This is a genomic window from Streptomyces umbrinus (genome assembly GCF_030817415.1).
GTDB classification, from domain to species: domain Bacteria; phylum Actinomycetota; class Actinomycetes; order Streptomycetales; family Streptomycetaceae; genus Streptomyces; species Streptomyces umbrinus_A.
On the sequence record NZ_JAUSZI010000002.1, the window covers coordinates 4,925,201 to 4,943,233 of the forward strand.

Here is an 18,033-nt window from a genome sequence, read left to right on the forward strand (position 1 = left end):
CTTGCGCCCTTGTCCCCCTTCGGTTACTGGGAAGGACGGCCCACCGCCATGCCCGCAGATCTCGCCGTCATCGGCCTCGGCCAGCTCGGCCTGCCCCTGGCCCAGGCCGCCGTCAGCGCCGGCATCTCCACACTCGGCTACCAGTGCGGCGACCCCGCGCCGCTGGCCGCGGCCGACCAGCGCCGGATGCTCTCGACGGGCTTCCGGCCGGCCACCAACCCGGCCGAACTCGGCCGGGTCCGTACCGCGGTCATCTGCGCGCCGACCCCGCGCGGCGCGGACGGCGCGCTCGACCTGGGTCAACTGGCCGACGCCGCCCGCACCCTGGCCGCACACCTGCGCCCGCACACCACGGTGATCCTTGAGTCCCCCGTCTACCCCGGCACGACGGAGGAATTCCTCCGTCCGCTCCTCGAAGAGGGCTCCGGCCTCCGCGCGGGCCGCGACTTCCATCTCGCGTACTCACCCAGCCGCGTCGACCCGGGCAACCGCGACCACACCCCCGCCAACACCCCGAAGGTCATCGGCGGCCTCACCCCCGCCTGCACCGAGTCGGCCGCCGCCTTCTACGGGCGCCTCACCGACAAGGTCGTACGCGCGCGTGGACCACGGGAAGCGGAGACCGTGCAGCTCCTGGAGACCAACTACCGGCACGTCAACATCGCCCTCGTCAACGAGATGGCGGTCCTCTGCCACGACCTGGGCGTCGACCTGTGGGACGTCATCCGCTGCGCCGAGACCAAGCCGTTCGGCTTCCAGGCCTTCCGCCCCGGCCCCGGCGTAGGCGGCCACGCCGTCCCCCGGGACCTCGCGGGCCTGCGAACCCGCTCCCTGCGCATGGTCGAACTGGCCCAGCAGGTCAACAACCACATGCCGCAGTACGTCATCCAGCGCGCGGCCACGCTCCTCAACGAGCACGGCAAGTCCGCCCGCGGCGCACGCGTGCTCCTCCTCGGCGTCACCTACAAGGCCGACCACGCCGACCAACAGGGCTCCCCCGCCAAGGAGATCGCGACCCGCCTGATGGAACTCGGCGCCGCCGTCAGCTACCACGACCCGCTCGTCCCGTCCTGGAGCATCCTCGACCGCCCGGTCCCCCGCGTGGACTCCCTCTACGAGGCCGCAGCCGACGCGGACCTGACGATCCTCCTCCAGCAACACCGCACGTACGACCTGCAAGGGCTGTCGGTGAAGGCGCAGCTGCTGCTGGACACGCGGGGGGCTACGCCCACGGGGGCGGCGCACAGGTTGTGACCGGGGGCGCGCGGGGCGGTCCCGAGCCTCTGGGGCTGGTGGCACAGAGCGCTCCACGCCGGTACCGTACAAAAGGTGGAGCCCACCACAGGGGACACTGCGGCAGGCTCCAGGATGGATCACGGAGTGTCCGCCCCTACTGTGTTTGGGGGTGGCCGCTCACAAAAGGTGGAGCCCACCGCAGCAGGCACTGCGGCAGGCTCCAAGATGGATCACGGAGTGTCCGCCCCTAGTTGTGATGGGGGCGGCCGCTCACCATCCGAAAATTCGCAAGTTCCACCTCCTCCGGCACTTCACCGTCCACAGACGGATCCGGTCCCAGCGGGTGGGCTTGCGATGGCGGCCCATGGGCGCCCCCTTCCACGACGCCACCCAGAGGCCCGGTGGGCAGCACGTCGGAACTCGGGCCGGGCCCCGACGGCCGGGGTCCGGAACCATGTCCTTGGAAGGGGGCACCCCACACAACTGGGGCGCCGAACAGGGACGTTACCGCCCCGAAACGGCCTTCAGACGCGCATTCGCCCCGAACGCAACCACGCGCCCCCCATCACAAGACGCGCCCCACCAGGCCCAGTTGGGCACACGAAAGGGCCCGGACCACCCCGGCCCGGGCCCCTCGAAGTGCCGTGCGGCTACCGCTTGTGCTGCGAATCCGCCACCGTGACCTCGACCCGCTGGAACTCCTTGAGCTCGCTGTACCCGGTCGTGGCCATGGCCCGCCGCAGCGCGCCGAAGAAGTTCATCGAACCGTCGGGCGTGTGCGAGGGCCCGGCGAGGACCTCCTCGATGGTGCCGACCGTGCCGAGGTCGACCTTCTTGCCGCGCGGCAGCTCGTCGTTGACGGCCTCCATGCCCCAGTGGTGGCCCCGGCCGGGCGCGTCGGTGGCGCGCGCGAGCGGGGAGCCCATCATCACGGAGTCGGCGCCGCAGGCGATCGCCTTGGGGAGGTCGCCGGACCAGCCGACACCGCCGTCCGCGATCACGTGCACGTACCGGCCGCCGGACTCGTCCATGTAGTCGCGGCGGGCCGCGGCCACGTCGGCGACCGCGGTGGCCATCGGGACCTGGATGCCCAGGACGTTGCGCGTGGTGTGCGCGGCGCCGCCGCCGAAGCCGACGAGGACACCGGCCGCGCCCGTACGCATCAGGTGCAGGGCCGCCGTGTACGTGGCGCAGCCGCCGACGATGACCGGGACGTCCAGCTCGTAGATGAACTGCTTCAGGTTCAGCGGCTCGGAGGCACCGGACACGTGCTCGGCCGACACCGTCGTACCGCGGATGACGAAGATGTCGACGCCCGCGTCCACGACGGCCTTGGAGAACTGGGCCGTGCGCTGCGGGGAGAGCGCTGCCGCGGTGACCACGCCCGAGTCGCGCACCTCCTTGATGCGCTGCCCGATCAGCTCCTCCTTGATGGGAGCCGCGTAGATCTCCTGGAGACGGCGGGTCGCGGTGTCCACGTCCAGCTCCGCGATCTCGTCGAGGAGCGGCTGCGGGTCCTCGTACCTCGTCCAGAGGCCTTCGAGGTTCAGGACGCCCAGGCCGCCGAGCTCGCCGATACGGATGGCGGTGGCCGGCGAGACGACCGAGTCCATGGGGGCGGCCAGGAACGGCAGCTCGAAGCGGTAGGCGTCGATCTGCCAGGCGATCGAGACCTCCTTCGGGTCTCGCGTACGGCGGCTCGGGACGACGGCGATGTCGTCGAAGGCGTACGCCCGGCGGCCGCGCTTGCCGCGCCCGATCTCGATCTCAGTCACGTGTGTGGCCTTTCCCTCTTCGCTTCTGCGCCTCCCAGTATCCCCGACACCTACGACAGGGGCGGTCCCGGAGCATCCGGGACCGCCCCTGTCGTAGGTGTCGGCTGGGTGGCGACTACTGGTTGCGGCTGTAGTTCGGTGCCTCGACCGTCATCTGGATGTCGTGCGGGTGGCTCTCCTTGAGACCCGCCGACGTGATCCGTACGAAGCGGCCCTTGGTCTCCATCTCGTCGATGGAGGCGGCGCCGACGTAACCCATGGTCTGGCGCAGCCCTCCGACGAGCTGGTGCAGCACGTTGGCCAGCGGGCCGCGGTAGGGCACCTGGCCCTCGATGCCCTCGGGCACGAGCTTGTCGTCGGAGGCGACCTCGGCCTGGAAGTAGCGGTCCTTCGAGTACGACCTGCCCTGGCCGCGGGACTGCATGGCGCCGAGCGAGCCCATGCCGCGGTACGACTTGAACTGCTTGCCGTTGATGAAGAGCAGCTCGCCGGGCGATTCCTCACAGCCGGCGAGGAGGCTGCCGAGCATCACCGTGTCGGCGCCGGCGGCCAGTGCCTTGCCGATGTCTCCGGAGTACTGCAGTCCGCCGTCGCCGATCACCGGGACGCCCGCGGCACGGGCGGCGAGGGCGGCTTCGTAGATGGCGGTGACCTGCGGGACGCCGATGCCGGCGACCACGCGGGTGGTACAGATCGAGCCGGGGCCCACGCCCACCTTGACGCCGTCGACACCGGCGTCGACGAGCGCCTGGGCGCCGTCACGGGTGGCGACGTTTCCGCCGATCACGTCGACGCCGACGCTCGACTTGATCTTCGCCATCCAGTTGAGGGCGTTGCTGTTGTGCCCGTGGGAGGTGTCGACGATCAGGAAGTCCGCACCGGCCTCGGCGAGCGCCTGCGCCCGGTCCAGCGCCTCGGGGCTCGCGCCGACGGCGGCACCCACGAGGAGACGGCCCTCGGCGTCCTTCGCCGCGCTCGGGTACTTCTCGGCCTTCACGAAGTCCTTGACCGTGATGAGGCCCTTGAGGATGCCCGCGTCGTCGACCAGCGGAAGCTTCTCGATCTTGTGGCGGCGGAGCAGCTGCATGGCGTCGTTACCGGAGATGCCGACCTTGCCGGTGACCAGGGGCATCGGGGTCATGACCTCGCGCACCTGACGGGAGCGGTCGGTCTCGAAGGCCATGTCACGGTTGGTGACGATGCCGAGCAGCTTCTTGTTGCCGTCGGTGACCGGCACGCCGCTGATGCGGAACTTGGCACACAGCGCGTCGGCCTCGGCGAGCGTCGCGTCCGGGTGCACGGTGATCGGGTCGGTGACCATGCCGGACTCGGAGCGCTTCACGAGGTCGACCTGGTTGACCTGGTCCTCGATGGACAGGTTCCGGTGCAGTACGCCGACACCGCCCTGCCGTGCCATGGCGATCGCCATGCGCGACTCGGTCACCTTGTCCATCGCCGCGGACAGCAGCGGGATGTTCACGCGCACGTTGCGGGAGATCCGGGACGAGGTGTCGACCGCGTTGGGCAGCACCTCGGATGCGCCCGGCAGCAGCAGCACGTCGTCGTAGGTCAGCCCGAGTGTCGCGAATTTCTCGGGCACTCCGTCGACGTTTGCAGTCATGACACCTTCCCCAAATGGCCTTGATCGGTGCGGATGTCCATGCTAACGGGAAGCACGGCTCTCTCATTCCACGGTTACGGGTGCCCCTGGGCTTCGTAGCTTCGTACGTGGAGGACGACCGCCGCGTTCATCCGGCGTCCGCCCGCCGGGGGCACAGGCCTTGGGCGGGCCGTGCCCCGCGTCGCCGCCCCGCGCCTCGCCCGGGACGGCGGAAAAAATTTGCCGTACTCATGAGAAAGCCCACCCTGCCGGGACCGGGAGGCTCACGCGGCGATCCACGGGCCTCGGCGCACCGGTCGTGGGACCGCACGCCCGCCGACCCGTCGGCAGAAGGGCCGCACGTCCGCTTGACCCATCGGCCGAAGGACCGCGCCTCAAGCCGTCGGACCGCACTCGGCCCGGTTTTCGTCCGACCGCTCCTCGAACGGCCGCGCCCCGGATGGCCACACCTCAGACGGCCGCGCCTCGAACAGGCACCCCGCCCAGGGGACACCCCTAGAGGCTCGCCTACTGCTCCGCCAGCGCCCGCAAACGGCTCAGCGCCCTGTGCTGGGCCACCCGGACCGCGCCCGGTGACATCCCCAGCATCTGGCCCGTCTCCTCGGCCGTGAGACCCACCGCGATCCTCAGCAGGAGAAGCTCGCGCTGGTTCTCGGGGAGGTTGGCCATGAGCTTCTTGGCCCACTCGGCGTCGCTGCTGAGGAGGGCACGCTCCTCGGGGCCGAGCGAGTCGTCCGGCCGCTCGGGCATCTCGTCCGACGGCACGGCCGTCGAGCCGGGATGGCGCATCGCGGCGCGCTGCAGATCGGCGACCTTGTGCGCGGCGATGGCGAAGACGAAGGCCTCGAAGGGGCGCCCGGTGTCCTTGTACCGCGGCAGTGCGAGGAGCACCGCGACACAGACCTCCTGCGCCAGGTCCTCCACGAAGTGCCGCGCGTCACCCGGCAGTCGGGACAGCCGTGTACGGCAGTAGCGCAGCGCGAGGGGGTGGACATGGGCGAGCAGGTCGTGCGTGGCCTGCTCGTCTCCGTCGACCGCGCGATGGACGAGCGCACCGATTGCCCCTTGGGCAGTGGCCGCCTCGTCGTCACGCATCGGTCCATGGTGCCTTGGCGTCGTCCTGTCCGTGGCACCGCGTCCGTAGTTGTGCACCGAAGCGTTATGAGCAGGTGCGCCGGAACTCATCTCCTGCGCCCTCCCCTCCCGCTCGACCGACTCGTTCCCGAGGAACTCCACACCTCAAGGATGCGGCATCCGCCGGGAAACGGGGATCGCCCGCCGGAACGGCCGGTTTCGATCCCCCGTCGGGTCCGGCCCCACCCGCCGTGCGGCGGGCGGGGACACCCGTACCCCCGCGGCGGTTCACCTAGCGGACCAGGCCCCATCGGAACCCGAGCGCCACCGCGTGCGCGCGGTCCGAGGCGCCGAGCTTCTTGAAGAGCCGTCGCGCGTGGGTCTTGACGGTGTCCTCGGAGAGGAACAGCTCACGGCCGATCTCCGCGTTCGACCGGCCGTGGCTCATGCCCTCCAGGACCTGGATCTCACGCGCGGTGAGCGTCGGCGCGGCACCCATCTCGGCCGACCGCAGTCTGCGCGGCGCGAGCCGCCAGGTCGGGTCGGCGAGAGCCTGGGTGACGGTCGCACGCAGCTCCGCGCGGGAGGCGTCCTTGTGGAGATAGCCACGGGCACCGGCGGCGACCGCGAGCGCGACACCGTCCAGGTCCTCGGCGACGGTGAGCATGATGATGCGCGCACCGGGGTCGGCGGACAGCAGCCGCCGGACCGTCTCCACGCCGCCCAGACCGGGCATGCGTACGTCCATCAGAATCAGGTCCGAACGGTCGGCACCCCAGCGGCGGAGGACTTCCTCGCCGTTGGCCGCCGTGGTCACGCGCTCTACGCCGGGCACGGTCGCCACCGCACGGCGGAGCGCCTCTCGGGCAAGCGGGGAGTCGTCGCAGACGAGGACGGATGTCATGGCCGTCCTCCGCAGCTGATGCGCGTCACCTTGAGCCTCCAGGCTGGTACGAATCGTCACCTGTGCGGTTGACGCTCTCGGACGCTTGCCCGAGCGCTTGTTCTTTCAACCGCCTCCGCACTCTCAACGACGGTCACCCGAAAGAGTTACGGGGCGGTGAGCCACGTTCGGCACTCTACGTGAGGGCACGGACACGGTGGAGACACCCACGGCGGACCCTCAAGGTTTCATCACAACCTATGCCCCATTTAGCCGCTTTTCTTCCCATTTACTGGTGTCTGAGGCTAGATTCGCAATGAGTCATATTTTCATCTCCTTAGATCATAGATGTACGGTCATGGGCACGTAACCGCCCAGAACGGCTACAAGGGGACAACGAAATGGCAGATTTCTCCCGCCTTCCCGGACCGAACGCGGATCTGTGGGACTGGCAGCTCCTCGCGGCTTGCCGCGGGGTCGACAGCTCGCTCTTCTTCCACCCGGAGGGCGAGCGCGGTGCGGCACGGAGCGCTCGTGAGAACTCGGCCAAAGAGGTCTGCATGAGGTGCCCGGTACGCGCGGAGTGCGCGGCGCACGCCCTGGCGGTGCGCGAGCCGTACGGCGTGTGGGGCGGCCTCACCGAGGACGAGCGCGAGGAACTCATGGGGCGGGCGCGCAACCGCCTGGTCTCGGCGTCGGCGTCGACGTCCGGCGGAGACACTCCGTCACATCACTGAAGGAACGTTTCTTCGAACGGGCACGCGCGCGTGCCCCTGCTTTCCGACGGATCAGCCCTCCGACAGGCCGGCCTTCCACCAGGTCAGCCGCTCTTCTGACGGGTCAGCGCGCCGCGGCCCGGGCCAGGTGATCCAACGTGGCCGCCACCGCGGGCACCTGAGCGAGGTCCGGCAACGTGAGCGCGACGATCTCCCGCCGCAGCGCGGGTTCGACCATCACCGTGCGCGCACCCCTGGGGCGTACCGACTCGATGGCGAGCTCCGGCAGGACCGCGACCCCCAGACCCGCTCCGACCAGGCCGACCACGGCCGGGTAGTCGTCGGTCGCGAAGTCGATACGGGGCGTGAAGCCCGCGCGCTCGCAGACCTCGACGAGCTGGCCGCGGCAGCGGGGGCAGCCGGCGATCCACGGCTCGTCGGCCAGTTCGCCGATGGCGACCGTCCGCGCGCGGGCCAGCCGGTGCCGCTCGGGGACCAGGCCCACGAGCCGGTCCTTGAGCAGGGGCCGTACCACCAGGTCGTCCCACTCCTCGGCGCCCGCCGCGCCCTCGTACCGGAACGCGAGCGTGACGTCGCAGTCGCCCTCGCGCAGCATCTCGACCGAGCGCGGCGGCTCGGCCTCCTCCAGGGAGACGCGGGTGCCGGGGTGCGCGGCGCGAAGGGCGGCGAGCGCTGCCGGTACGAGCGTGGAGCTGCCACTGGGGAAGGAGACGAGCCGGACCCGGCCGGCCCGCAGTCCCGCGATCGCGGCGACCTCCTCCTCGGCGGCCGTCAGCCCGGCGATGATGCCCGCGGCATGCCGTACGAGAGCCTCGCCTGCCTGGGTCAGTCGCATCTCGCGGCCCGTGCGGATCAGCAGGGGCGTGCCGACGGAGGCTTCGAGGGCCTTCATCTGCTGGCTGACGGCGGGCTGGGTGCAGCCCAGTTCGCGCCCCGCCGCCGAGAAGGAGCCGGTGGCGGCGACGGCGCGCAGCACACGGAGATGACGGGCCTCGATCACCCTCCGAGCATAAGCGAATCTTGGATACGGCGACGAATATTGCGTCGAGGCTTTGGCTCGTACCGTCTAGCGTGCAGTCATGAAGCTTCTGTCTCTGAACCTTGGCCGCCCCAAGGCCGTCGACTACACGGACCAGGCGGACGGCGTGACCGGGATCGACAAGCGGCCGGTGGACGGGCCGGTGCGGGTGTCCGCGCCCGGGCCCAAGGGGGTCGGCGCAAGCGGACTCGCCGGGGACGCGGTGTGCGAGCTGCGGCACCACGGCGGCGACCACCAGGCGGTGTACGCCGTCGCGCGCGAGGACCTCGACGACTGGGAGCGCGAGCTGGGGCGGCCCCTGGCCAGCGGAATGTTCGGGGAGAACCTCACGACGGAGGGCGTCGACGTGTCCGGCGCACGGATCGGGGAACGCTGGCGGGTCGGCTCCGAGGTCGTCCTGGAGGTCACCTCCGGGCGGATTCCCTGTCTCACCTTCCAGGGCCATCTGGGCGAGAAGGGGTGGGTCAGGCGGTTCACCGCGAAGGGCGCGCCCGGTGCGTATCTGCGGGTGATCGAGCCGGGTGAGCTGCGGGCGGGCGACCCGATCGAGATCGTCCACCGGCCCGACCACGAGGTGACCGTCGCCCTCCAGTTCCGCGCCAGCACGACCGAACGGGGCCTGCTGCCACAGGTGTTGGAGGCGGGGGACGCACTGCATCCGGAGGCACTGAAGCATGCGCGGGAGTACGTGGAGAAGTACGGCGGGGACGTGAAGTGAGCTGAGACCGCCGTCCCGCCGGGCGAGTTGAAGAAGCCCGGCACCGACACGCGGCCGACCCGGACACTCCGCGCAAATCACACTGCCGTCCGCCGCAGCGCGAAGGCCGGGAGACGACAGGGCAGTTCGTCGTTGTGGAGGTTGTGGGGAAGGGACAGCCGACGGGTGCACTTTCGGGTCATTCGGCGCACGGACAGCATGAGACAGGTCACTAATCTTGGGCCATGACAACGGCTCTGATTACGGGATCGACCGCGGGCATCGGTGCCGCCTTCGCGCGGCGGCTCGCCTCCGACGGGCACAACCTCGTGCTGGTGGCGCGTGACAAGAAGCGGCTCGGTGAGCAGGCGACCGAACTGCACGACCGGCACGGCATCGAGGCGGAGGTGCTGACGGCGGATCTGGCGACGGACGAGGGCATCGAGGCGGTGGCCGCCCGCCTCTCGGACCGCAAGAACGCGGTCGACCTGCTGATCAACAACGCGGGCTTCGGCAACAAGGGCCTCTATCTGGACGTACCGATGGCGGACGAGCTGAGGATGCTCAAGGTGCACTGCGAGGCGGTGCTCCGGCTGACCTCGGCGGCGGCCGGGTCCATGCGGGCGCGCGGGCGCGGCGGTGTCGTCAACGTGGCGTCCACGGCCGCGTTCGTGCCGCGCGGTACGTACGGGGCGTCGAAGGCGTGGGTCGTGCAGTTCACGCAGGGCGTGGCGAAGGACCTGTCCGGCAGCGGCGTCCGGCTGATGGCGCTGTGCCCCGGGTTCGTGCGGACCGAGTTCCACGAGCGGGCCGGGATGGGCACGGACAACATCCCGAACTGGATGTGGCTGGACGCCGACAAGGTGGTCACGGCCGCGCTGGCCGACCTGGCACGGGGCAAGTCGCTGTCCATTCCGGACCCGCGCTACAAGGCCCTGATGGGTGTCGCGAAGGTGACACCGCGGGCGCTGCTCAGCGGGATCAGTTCGAAGACAGGGCGGAAGTACGGGCCGAAGTGAGCCTGGTGCTGCGCGGTGACGCGGACCGGCACTTAGGCGGCGGCACGGGCTGCGCAGACGGCGTAGAAAGCGCCGGCACGGACAAAGACGCAGACACAGGTGGAATCCCCTACGGCCGAAAAACGGCCGGAGGGGATTTTCACTAAAATGGGGGTATTCAACCGGACTCGAAGTGCCGGGAGGCGGCGCCATGACTTTCGTACAGCTGATCGACTGCAAGACCAGCCGGATCGACGAGATGAACCGGCTCATGGACACCTGGGTCGAGCAGACCAAGGGCAAGCGGACCGCGACGCACAACGTGATCGGGAAGGACCGGCACGACGCCGGGCACTTCATCGAGATCGTGGAGTTTCCGTCGTTCGAGGAGGCGATGCGGAACTCGAACCTTCCGGAGACCGACCGGATCTTCCGGGAGATGGTGGCGATCTGTGACGAGATGCCGACCTTCACGGATCTCGACGTGGTGCGGGACGAGTGGCTCTACAAGGCCAGTGTCCGCAATCTCTTCGGGCTGCTCGCGGGTACGGGCAAGCTGCCGATGTGGGACGAGACCGTCGCGGAGAACTACCACGACCATGATCCGGCCAACGAGCAGGACGTGATCGGGATGGACGCCATGCGCCGCGAGGTGGAGATGTGGCGGGCCGGGTTCGACTTCGTGTTCACCATCGAGGACCAGATCTCCGACGGCGACCGGGTCTGTACGCGCTGGACCTGGAACGGCACCCACAAGGGTGACTTCATGGGGATACCGGCCAGCGGCAAGCAGGTCACCATGACCGGCATGACCATTCACCGGTGCCGCGAGGACGGCAAGATCGTCGAGGGGTGGTGGCAGTACGACCGGCTGGGGCTGATGGACCAGCTCGGGGTGCTGGACCAGCTGGAGGTCTGACCGCGCCGGGCCGCGCCGGCGACAGCACGAAAGCCCGGCAGCACGAAGGCCCGGTCCCCCGCGACGGGGTACCGGGCCTTCGCCGGGCGCTCAAAGGGACGTACGCCCCCTCGGGCTGCCCTCAAGCGGCTTGCGCCTAGTGGGAGTGGCCGTGACCGTGGCCGTGGCCCGCGTCGCCCTCTTCCTCGGCCGGCTTCTCGACGACCAGGGTCTCGGTCGTGAGGAGCAGGGAGGCGATGGAGGCGGCGTTCTCCAGGGCGGAGCGGGTGACCTTGACCGGGTCGATGACGCCCTGCTTGACCAGGTCGCCGTACTCGCCGGTCGCGGCGTTGAAGCCCTGGCCCTTGTCGAGCTCGGCGACCTTGGAGGTGATGACGTAACCCTCCAGGCCGGCGTTCTCGGCGATCCAGCGCAGCGGCTCGACGGCGGCCTTGCGGACGACGGCGACACCGGTGGCCTCGTCGCCGGTCTTGCCGAGGTTGCCCTCCAGGACCTTCACGGCGTGGACGAGCGCGGAGCCACCACCGGAGACGATGCCCTCCTCGACCGCGGCGCGGGTCGCGGAGATGGCGTCCTCCAGACGGTGCTTCTTCTCCTTGAGCTCCACCTCGGTAGCGGCGCCGACCTTGATGACGCACACGCCGCCGGCCAGCTTCGCGAGGCGCTCCTGGAGCTTCTCGCGGTCCCAGTCGGAGTCGGTGTTCTCGATCTCGGCCTTGATCTGGTTGACACGGCCGGCCACGGCGCCGGTGTCGCCACCGCCGTCGACGATGACCGTGTCGTCCTTCGAGATGGTGACGCGGCGGGCGGTGCCCAGCACGTCGAGGCCGACCTGGTCGAGCTTGAGGCCGACCTCCTCGGCGATGACCTCGGCGCCGGTGAGCGCGGCCATGTCACCGAGCATCGCCTTGCGGCGGTCACCGAAGCCGGGGGCCTTCACGGCGACGGCGTTGAACGTGCCGCGGATCTTGTTCACGACCAGGGTCGACAGGGCTTCGCCCTCGACGTCCTCGGCGATGATCAGCAGCGGCTTGGAGGAGTTGGTCTGGATGACCTTCTCCAGCAGCGGCAGCATGTCCTGGATGGAGGAGATCTTGCCCTGGTGGATCAGGATGTACGGGTCGTCCAGGACGGCTTCCATGCGCTCCTGGTCCGTCACGAAGTACGGCGACAGGTAGCCCTTGTCGAAGGCCATGCCCTCGGTGAAGTCCAGCTCCAGACCGAAGGTGTTGGACTCCTCGACGGTGATGACACCGTCCTTGCCGACCTTGTCCATCGCCTCGGCGATGAGCTCGCCGACCTGGCTGTCCTGGGCGGACAGACCGGCGACGGCGGCGATGTCGGACTTCTCGTCGATCGGGCGCGCGGTCGCGAGGAGCTCCTCGGAGACCGCGGCGACGGCCGCGTCGATGCCCTTCTTCAGGAGGGCGGGGGACGCGCCGGCGGCGACGTTCTTCAGGCCCTCGCGGACGAGCGCCTGGGCCAGCACGGTGGCGGTGGTCGTACCGTCACCCGCGATGTCGTTGGTCTTGGTCGCCACCTCCTTCACCAGCTGGGCGCCGAGGTTCTCGTACGGGTCGTCGAGCTCGACCTCGCGGGCGATCGTGACACCGTCGTTGGTGATGGTGGGTGCGCCGAACTTCTTGTCGATGACGACGTTGCGGCCCTTGGGGCCGATCGTCACCTTGACCGTGTCGGCAAGCTTGTTGACGCCGCGCTCGAGGGCGCGACGGGCGTCCTCGTCGAACTTCAGGATCTTCGCCATGGGAGCGGTTCAGCCCTCTCGGAAAACGTGGGTGAAACGAACTGCGCCCCCGACGCCCGGCTTCATAAGGTCGCGGGGGCCAGGGGCGCAGTTCACTGCAATGCTGGTAATGCCGGGTGAATTACTTCTCGACGATCGCGAGCACGTCGCGAGCCGAGAGGACGAGGTACTCCTCGCCGTTGTACTTCACCTCGGTGCCGCCGTACTTGCTGTACAGCACGACATCGCCGGTCTTGACGTCGAGCGGAAGACGCTCGCCGTTCTCGAAGCGGCCCGGGCCAACGGCCAGGACGACGCCCTCCTGGGGCTTCTCCTTGGCGGTGTCCGGGATGACCAGGCCAGAGGCCGTGGTCTGCTCGGCGTCGAGCGGCTGGACCACAATGCGGTCCTCAAGCGGCTTGATGGCAACCTTGGAGCTGGTGGTCGTCACGATCCGACCTCCCCCTTCGGAGATCTCACGGGGTTAACTGTCTGAGGTGGCGACCAGGTGGATCCGTCGTCGCGGGTGCCGGACCTGCCCGTCGCTATTGGCACTCTCCTGCGGTGAGTGCCAGACCTGAGACTATGACTGCGATTAGCACTCGGTCAAGCGGAGTGCCAATTGCCTCCGGCGGTCAGGGGATGTCAGGCGCCCGGAACCAGGGGTGAACGCCCCTGGGGGCTGCCGCCCCCAGACCCCCGCTGATCGGCCTGAACGGCCTCGTCCTCAAACGCCGGACGGGCTGAAATGCAGGGGCGCAGCCCCGCCTTCCAGGGGCGCGGGGAACTGCGCGACAAGCCACAACGAACCCGCACCCGCACCCGACAACGCACCCCCACGGGGTCTGGAGCGGAGCCCCAGGGGACGGGAATGGGTAGGGGCGGCGGGGGCGAGAAATCGCTAGAGGTAGTCCTCCAGGCGGGCGACCGTGAACCCCTGGTCCTGGACGCGGTTCAGGGTCTCGGTCGTTGTCCGAGTGAGACTCGCCCCGTTCCGGCCCTCCGGGCAGTGGAGGATGTCGCCCGGGCGAAGGCGGTCGGCGTCGCGCCAGAGGACGATCGCGGCCAGTCCGCAGTCGGCGGCGGCGCGCACGGTGTCGGAGTTGTAGTCGCCGTAGGGCGGGCGGAAGAGCCGCGGGCGGATGCCGAAGCGCTGCTTGAGCTTCTCCTGCTGGCCGCAGATCTCGGCGCGCTGGCCTGCGTACGGGAGGCCCGGCAGGTACGGGTGGTCGAGCGTGTGGTTCTGCACGCTCGCGCCGACCGCGCGGAGCCGGCCGAAGTGGGCGTACCCCGGCCCGACCACACTGTCCGTGAGGAACATCGTGACCGGCAGCCGCAGTTCACGGACCATGTCGACGAACTCCGGGTCCTTCTCGGCGCCGTCGTCGAAGGTCAGGAAGACGACCCGGTCGCGGGTGGGGACGCGGTCGACGACGGGCGGCAGGCCCGGTCCCGCGGTGCGGGCGGAGGGCCGCCGGTCGGGCGGTTTCGGCACCGGGGCGAGCGGGGCGGTCAGGCCCCAGCGGCGGTACGGGTCCTCGGTGGGCCCGTACGTGCGTACCTTCTGCGCGGCTTTCTTGCCCAGCCGCTCGATGGGGTCCACGGACTGGGCGCAGCCGGCCAGGCAGACCAGGCCCGCGAGCAGTGCCGCGGCGGCGGCCGGCCGCTTCGTCACAGGTAGTCCTCGATGCGTGCCACCGCGTACCCCTTGTCCGTGACCAGCTTCAGGAAGCGGCGGACCATGTCGGGCATCGTGCCCTTCCAGTGCTCCTTGCCGCGGAAATGGCTGAGAACGATGTCACCGGGATGGAGGTCCCGGTCCAGTTCCCGGTAGTCCCAGCGGTCGACGAAGACCTCCTCGTTCCACAGCGGGGCCGCCTTGATGCCGCAGGCCCCGGCCGCGCGCAGGGTGTCCTCGTTGTAACTGCCGAAGGGCGGGCGGAAGAGGGTCGGGCGCTTGCCGTAGCGCTTCTCGATCACGTCCTGCATGCCGCAGATCTCCTGCTTCTGCCGTTCGTAGGAGAGGTTCGGCATATAGCGGTGGTTGAGGGTGTGGTTGTTCAGGACCACGCCCTTGTCCTGCATCTTCTTGAAGTAGCCGTAGTCCTCTTTGACCAGGTAGTCGCTCAGGAAGGCCGTGTACGGGATCTTCAGTTCGCTCATCATCCGCAGGAACGCCGGGTCCTTCTCGGCGCCGTCGTCGATGGTGAGGAAGACGACCTTGTCCTTGGTGGGGATCGTGGTGAAAACGGGCGGCAGGCCCTCGTGGTCGTCCACCTCGAAGCCGTTGCGGGTGCTGATGCGGGGCTTCTTCTCGGGGGCGGGGGGTGCGGGGAGAGGGGGCTTGGCCAGCCCCCACCGCTTTGCCGCGGTGGCGCGTGCGCTGCTCTCTTGGCGGAGTTTGGTGGCGTAGGCGTCCATGGCTCGGGCCGGTGGGGCCTTCAGGAGTTGTTGGCCTGCGGCCGGCTTGACGGTGGTGGATGTTGCTTCTGCGCAGCCGGCTGCCAGTGCGGTGACCGTCAGCAGCACGAGAGCGGTGCGTGCTGCGTGGGACGGCCGGATTGCGACCTGCGGGACGGTGGGGGCTTGTCGCGCAGTTCCCCGCGCCCCTGAGGGGGCGCCCCCTGAGCCGCCATTTACATTGCTGCCGTCATTTTGTCGTACAAGTCGCATGAACCCGGATCCTCACAGGTCACCCCCCTCACAAGCCCTCGACACATCCGGCGACCGAGTCCCGTCCACCGACTGGCCCACAATGGGGCGGTGAACGACCTGGATCCGCTTACCTCCTTCGCCTCCCTGCTCACCGACCAGGGGCGTGCCCTTCTCGACGAGGTGCGGGACACCGAACCCGCTCAGGAGCTGGCCGTCGCGACCCGGCTGCGGCGGGAGTATCCCGTCGGGCTCGTGTCGGCGGCGCTCGGGCAGGCGCGGTTGCGGCAGCGGGCCGTGGTGAAGTTCGGTGCGGCGGACGCGGGGCGGATGTACTTCACGCCGAACGGGGTGGAACAGTCGACCCGGGCGAGTGTCGCCGCGTACCGGGCCCGGCGTTTCCAGGAGCTCGGGGTGCGGTCCGTGGCGGACCTGTGCTGCGGGATCGGTGGTGACGCGATCGCGCTCGCCCGGGCCGGGATCCGGGTCCTCGCCGTCGACCGGGATCCGCTGACGGCGGCCGTGGCGCGGGCGAACGCCGACGCGCTCGGGCTCGGCGAGCTGATCGAGGTGCGCGAGGCGGATGTCACGGAGGTCGCGACGGCCGCGTACGACGCCGTGTTCGTGGATCCGGCCCGGCGGGGCGGGCGCGGGCGCGTCTTCGATCCCGAGGCCTATTCGCCGCCGCTGTCGTGGGCCGTCCGAACCGCCCTCGAAGCGCCTCTCGCCGCGCTGAAGATCGCACCTGGCATTCCCCACGAGACCGTCCCCGCGGAGGCCGGGGCCGAGTGGATCTCGGACTCCGGGGACGTGAAGGAGGCCGTGCTGTGGTTCGGCACGGGAGAGGCCGGGTCCGTACGCGCGACCCTGCTGCCCGGGCCACGGACCCTCGTCGGCCGGGGGCTGCCCGACCCCCGAGTACGGCCCCTGGGGCGGTACTTGTACGAGCCCGACGGGGCCGTCATCCGGGCGCATCTGGTCGCGGAGGTCGCCGAGGAGCTGGACGGCGGCGGGTTGGTCGACGAGACCATCGCCTACGTCACCGCGGACTCCCTCGACCCCACTCCGTACGCCACCGTCTACGAGATCACCGATCAACTCCCCTTCAGCGTGAAGAAGTTGAAGGCTCTGCTGCGGGAGCGCGGGGTCGGGGTCCTCACCGTCAAGAAGCGCGGATCGGCCGTCGAGCCGGAGGAGTTGCGGCGCAAGGTGAAGCCGCAGGGGCCCAACTCGGCGACCGTGTTCCTGACCCGGGTGAAGGGCGCCCCGACCATGCTGCTGGGGCACCCCGCACCCGCGTGACCGCCGTGTGCCTGGCCGTACTTGGCCGTGCCTAGCCGTCCAGTTGCTCCAGGGTCGCGTTCGACGGGCCCCTGCGGGAGCGCTCGTCGCGGGCCACGTCCTCCGCGGCGCCCAGGACCCGTACCGCGTTCTGCCAGGTCAGCTTGGCGAGGTCGGTGGACGACCAGCCGCGGTCCAGGAGTTCCGCGATGAGGTTCGGGTAGCCGGAGACGTCGCCGAGGCCGTCGGGCGTGAACGCCGTGCCGTCGTAGTCGCCGCCGATGCCGATGTGGTCGACGCCCGCGACCTCGCGCATGTGGTCGAGGTGGTCGGCGACCGTCGGGACGGTCGCGACGGGGCGGGGGTTGGACTCCTCGAAGAGGCGGTGGACCTTCATCGCCTCGGCGGTCGTGTCGAGGTGGTGGAAGCCCTGCTCGCGCATGTTCTCGTCGGCGGCGGCCGTCCAGTCGACGGCGGCCTGGAGGACGAACTTCGGCACGAACGTCACCATCGCCACACCGCCGTTGGCGGGCAGCCGCTCCAGCACGTCGTCCGGGATGTTGCGCGGGTGGTCGCAGATCGCGCGCGAGGAGGAGTGGGAGAAGATCACCGGCGCGACGGACGTGTCCAGCGCGTCCCGCATCGTCGTGGCGGCCACGTGGGAGAGGTCCACGAGCATGCCCAGGCGGTTCATCTCCCGTACGACCTCGCGGCCGAACGCCGACAGGCCGCCGACGGACGGCTCGTCCGTCGCCGAGTCCGCCCACGCGATGTTGTCGTTGTGGGTGAGGGTCATGTAACGGACCCCCAGCTCGTACAACCCGCGCAGCGTGGCGAGGGAGTTGTCGATCGAGTGGCCGCCCTCGGCGCCCATCAGCGAGGCGATACGGCCCTCGCCACGGGCCGTCTCCATGTCGGCGGCCGTCAGCGCGGCGCGCAGGTCGGCGGGGTAGCGCGCGATCAACTGCCGTACGCAGTCGATCTGTTCGAGCGTCGCCGTGACCGCGCCGGGCAGGTCGGAGCGTACGTACACCGACCAGAACTGCGCGCCGACGCCGCCCGCGCGCAGCCGGGCCAGGTCCGTGTGCAGATGGGCGCTCTGGTCGGCGGCGATGTCGCGGGCGCCGATGTCGTAGCGGACCTGCTCGCGCAGCGCCCAGGGGAGGTCGTTGTGGCCGTCGACGACGGGGAAATCCCGCAGGAGCTCGTTGGCTTCCTCGATCGAGCTCATGGGCATCACCTGTTTCTTACTAGGGTCCCGGCATTCGCGCCGGACGGGAGGAACACCAACCTGGCGTCACAACACGGAGCGTCGCCTCATCCGGTTCACAAACGCGAAGCGCCCGGTCGACCGTCCTGACAAAACCGGGATGATGC

The 18,033-nt window shown here is 69.8% G+C and carries 16 protein-coding genes; 6 read left to right on the forward strand and 10 right to left on the reverse strand.

All coding sequences use genetic code 11. The features are described from left to right. Nucleotides 1-48: 48 nt before the first annotated feature. A complete protein-coding gene (locus QF035_RS21420; RefSeq protein ID WP_307522057.1) occupies nt 49-1,254 on the forward strand; it encodes a nucleotide sugar dehydrogenase in 1,206 nt (401 codons plus the stop codon). 632 nt (nt 1,255-1,886) lie between these two features. Here the strand turns inward: QF035_RS21420 and QF035_RS21425 are convergent. The 4 genes from QF035_RS21425 to QF035_RS21440 all read right to left on the reverse strand — a co-directional run bounded on the left by QF035_RS21425 (nt 1,887) and on the right by QF035_RS21440 (nt 6,610). Continuing rightward, nucleotides 1,887-3,011, reverse strand: coding sequence for a GuaB3 family IMP dehydrogenase-related protein (locus QF035_RS21425; RefSeq protein WP_307522058.1), 1,125 nt, complete (start codon nt 3,009-3,011; stop codon nt 1,887-1,889). 115 nt (nt 3,012-3,126) lie between these two features. Beyond that, a complete protein-coding gene (guaB, locus tag QF035_RS21430; RefSeq protein ID WP_307522060.1) occupies nt 3,127-4,632 on the reverse strand; it encodes an IMP dehydrogenase in 1,506 nt (501 codons plus the stop codon). Nucleotides 4,633-5,139: 507 nt separating this feature from the next. Further along, nucleotides 5,140-5,727, reverse strand: a complete 588-nt coding sequence (locus tag QF035_RS21435) for a sigma-70 family RNA polymerase sigma factor (protein WP_266497194.1) — start codon at nt 5,725-5,727, stop codon at nt 5,140-5,142. Between the two features lie 271 nt (nt 5,728-5,998). Beyond that, nucleotides 5,999-6,610: a response regulator transcription factor gene (locus tag QF035_RS21440; RefSeq protein ID WP_003948568.1), complete on the reverse strand. Its 612-nt coding sequence runs from the start codon at nt 6,608-6,610 to the stop codon at nt 5,999-6,001. Between the two features lie 380 nt (nt 6,611-6,990). On the opposite strand from QF035_RS21440, the gene QF035_RS21445 reads away from it, so the two are divergent. After that, a complete protein-coding gene (locus QF035_RS21445) occupies nt 6,991-7,326 on the forward strand; it encodes a WhiB family transcriptional regulator (RefSeq protein WP_307522061.1) in 336 nt (111 codons plus the stop codon). 103 nt (nt 7,327-7,429) lie between these two features. Here the strand turns inward: QF035_RS21445 and QF035_RS21450 are convergent, their stop codons facing one another. Beyond that, nucleotides 7,430-8,326 (reverse strand): LysR family transcriptional regulator, encoded by an 897-nt coding sequence (locus QF035_RS21450; protein ID WP_307522063.1) that lies wholly within the window; start codon nt 8,324-8,326, stop codon nt 7,430-7,432. Nucleotides 8,327-8,405: 79 nt separating this feature from the next. Between QF035_RS21450 and QF035_RS21455 the strand changes: the two genes are divergently transcribed. From QF035_RS21455 to QF035_RS21465, 3 genes are all read left to right on the forward strand, one after another. Continuing rightward, entirely contained in the window at nt 8,406-9,083 is a 678-nt protein-coding gene (locus QF035_RS21455; protein ID WP_307522064.1) for an MOSC domain-containing protein, read from the forward strand. Between the two features lie 224 nt (nt 9,084-9,307). Continuing rightward, on the forward strand, nt 9,308-10,081 hold the full coding sequence (locus QF035_RS21460; RefSeq protein ID WP_307522065.1) for an SDR family NAD(P)-dependent oxidoreductase: 774 nt from the start codon (nt 9,308-9,310) through the stop codon (nt 10,079-10,081). Between the two features lie 190 nt (nt 10,082-10,271). Further along, nucleotides 10,272-10,979 carry an ester cyclase gene (locus QF035_RS21465; RefSeq protein ID WP_307522066.1) on the forward strand — a complete coding sequence of 236 codons (708 nt, stop codon included), beginning with the start codon at nt 10,272-10,274 and terminating at the stop codon, nt 10,977-10,979. Between the two features lie 136 nt (nt 10,980-11,115). On the opposite strand, the gene groL is transcribed toward QF035_RS21465, so the two are convergent. The 4 genes from groL to QF035_RS21485 all read right to left on the reverse strand — a co-directional run bounded on the left by groL (nt 11,116) and on the right by QF035_RS21485 (nt 15,252). Beyond that, nucleotides 11,116-12,744 (reverse strand): chaperonin GroEL, encoded by a 1,629-nt coding sequence (gene groL / locus QF035_RS21470; protein ID WP_307522067.1) that lies wholly within the window; start codon nt 12,742-12,744, stop codon nt 11,116-11,118. A 121-nt stretch (nt 12,745-12,865) separates the two neighbouring features. Continuing rightward, nucleotides 12,866-13,174 carry a co-chaperone GroES gene (gene groES, locus QF035_RS21475; protein ID WP_015035628.1) on the reverse strand — a complete coding sequence of 103 codons (309 nt, stop codon included), beginning with the start codon at nt 13,172-13,174 and terminating at the stop codon, nt 12,866-12,868. A 450-nt stretch (nt 13,175-13,624) separates the two neighbouring features. Next, nucleotides 13,625-14,398 carry a polysaccharide deacetylase family protein gene (locus tag QF035_RS21480; RefSeq protein ID WP_307522068.1) on the reverse strand — a complete coding sequence of 258 codons (774 nt, stop codon included), beginning with the start codon at nt 14,396-14,398 and terminating at the stop codon, nt 13,625-13,627. After that, complete coding sequence (locus tag QF035_RS21485; protein ID WP_307522069.1) at nt 14,395-15,252, reverse strand: polysaccharide deacetylase family protein; 858 nt, start codon at nt 15,250-15,252, stop codon at nt 14,395-14,397. The genes QF035_RS21480 and QF035_RS21485 overlap by 4 nt, the downstream gene beginning before the upstream one ends. Nucleotides 15,253-15,486: 234 nt before the next feature. Here QF035_RS21485 and QF035_RS21490 point away from each other — a divergent pair, with 234 nt between their 5' ends. Next, nucleotides 15,487-16,677: a THUMP-like domain-containing protein gene (locus QF035_RS21490; RefSeq protein WP_307522070.1), complete on the forward strand. Its 1,191-nt coding sequence runs from the start codon at nt 15,487-15,489 to the stop codon at nt 16,675-16,677. Between the two features lie 31 nt (nt 16,678-16,708). Here QF035_RS21490 and QF035_RS21495 read toward each other — a convergent pair whose 3' ends face one another. Next, on the reverse strand, nt 16,709-17,887 hold the full coding sequence (locus tag QF035_RS21495) for a dipeptidase (protein WP_307522071.1): 1,179 nt from the start codon (nt 17,885-17,887) through the stop codon (nt 16,709-16,711). Between the last annotated feature and the right edge of the window lie 146 nt (nt 17,888-18,033).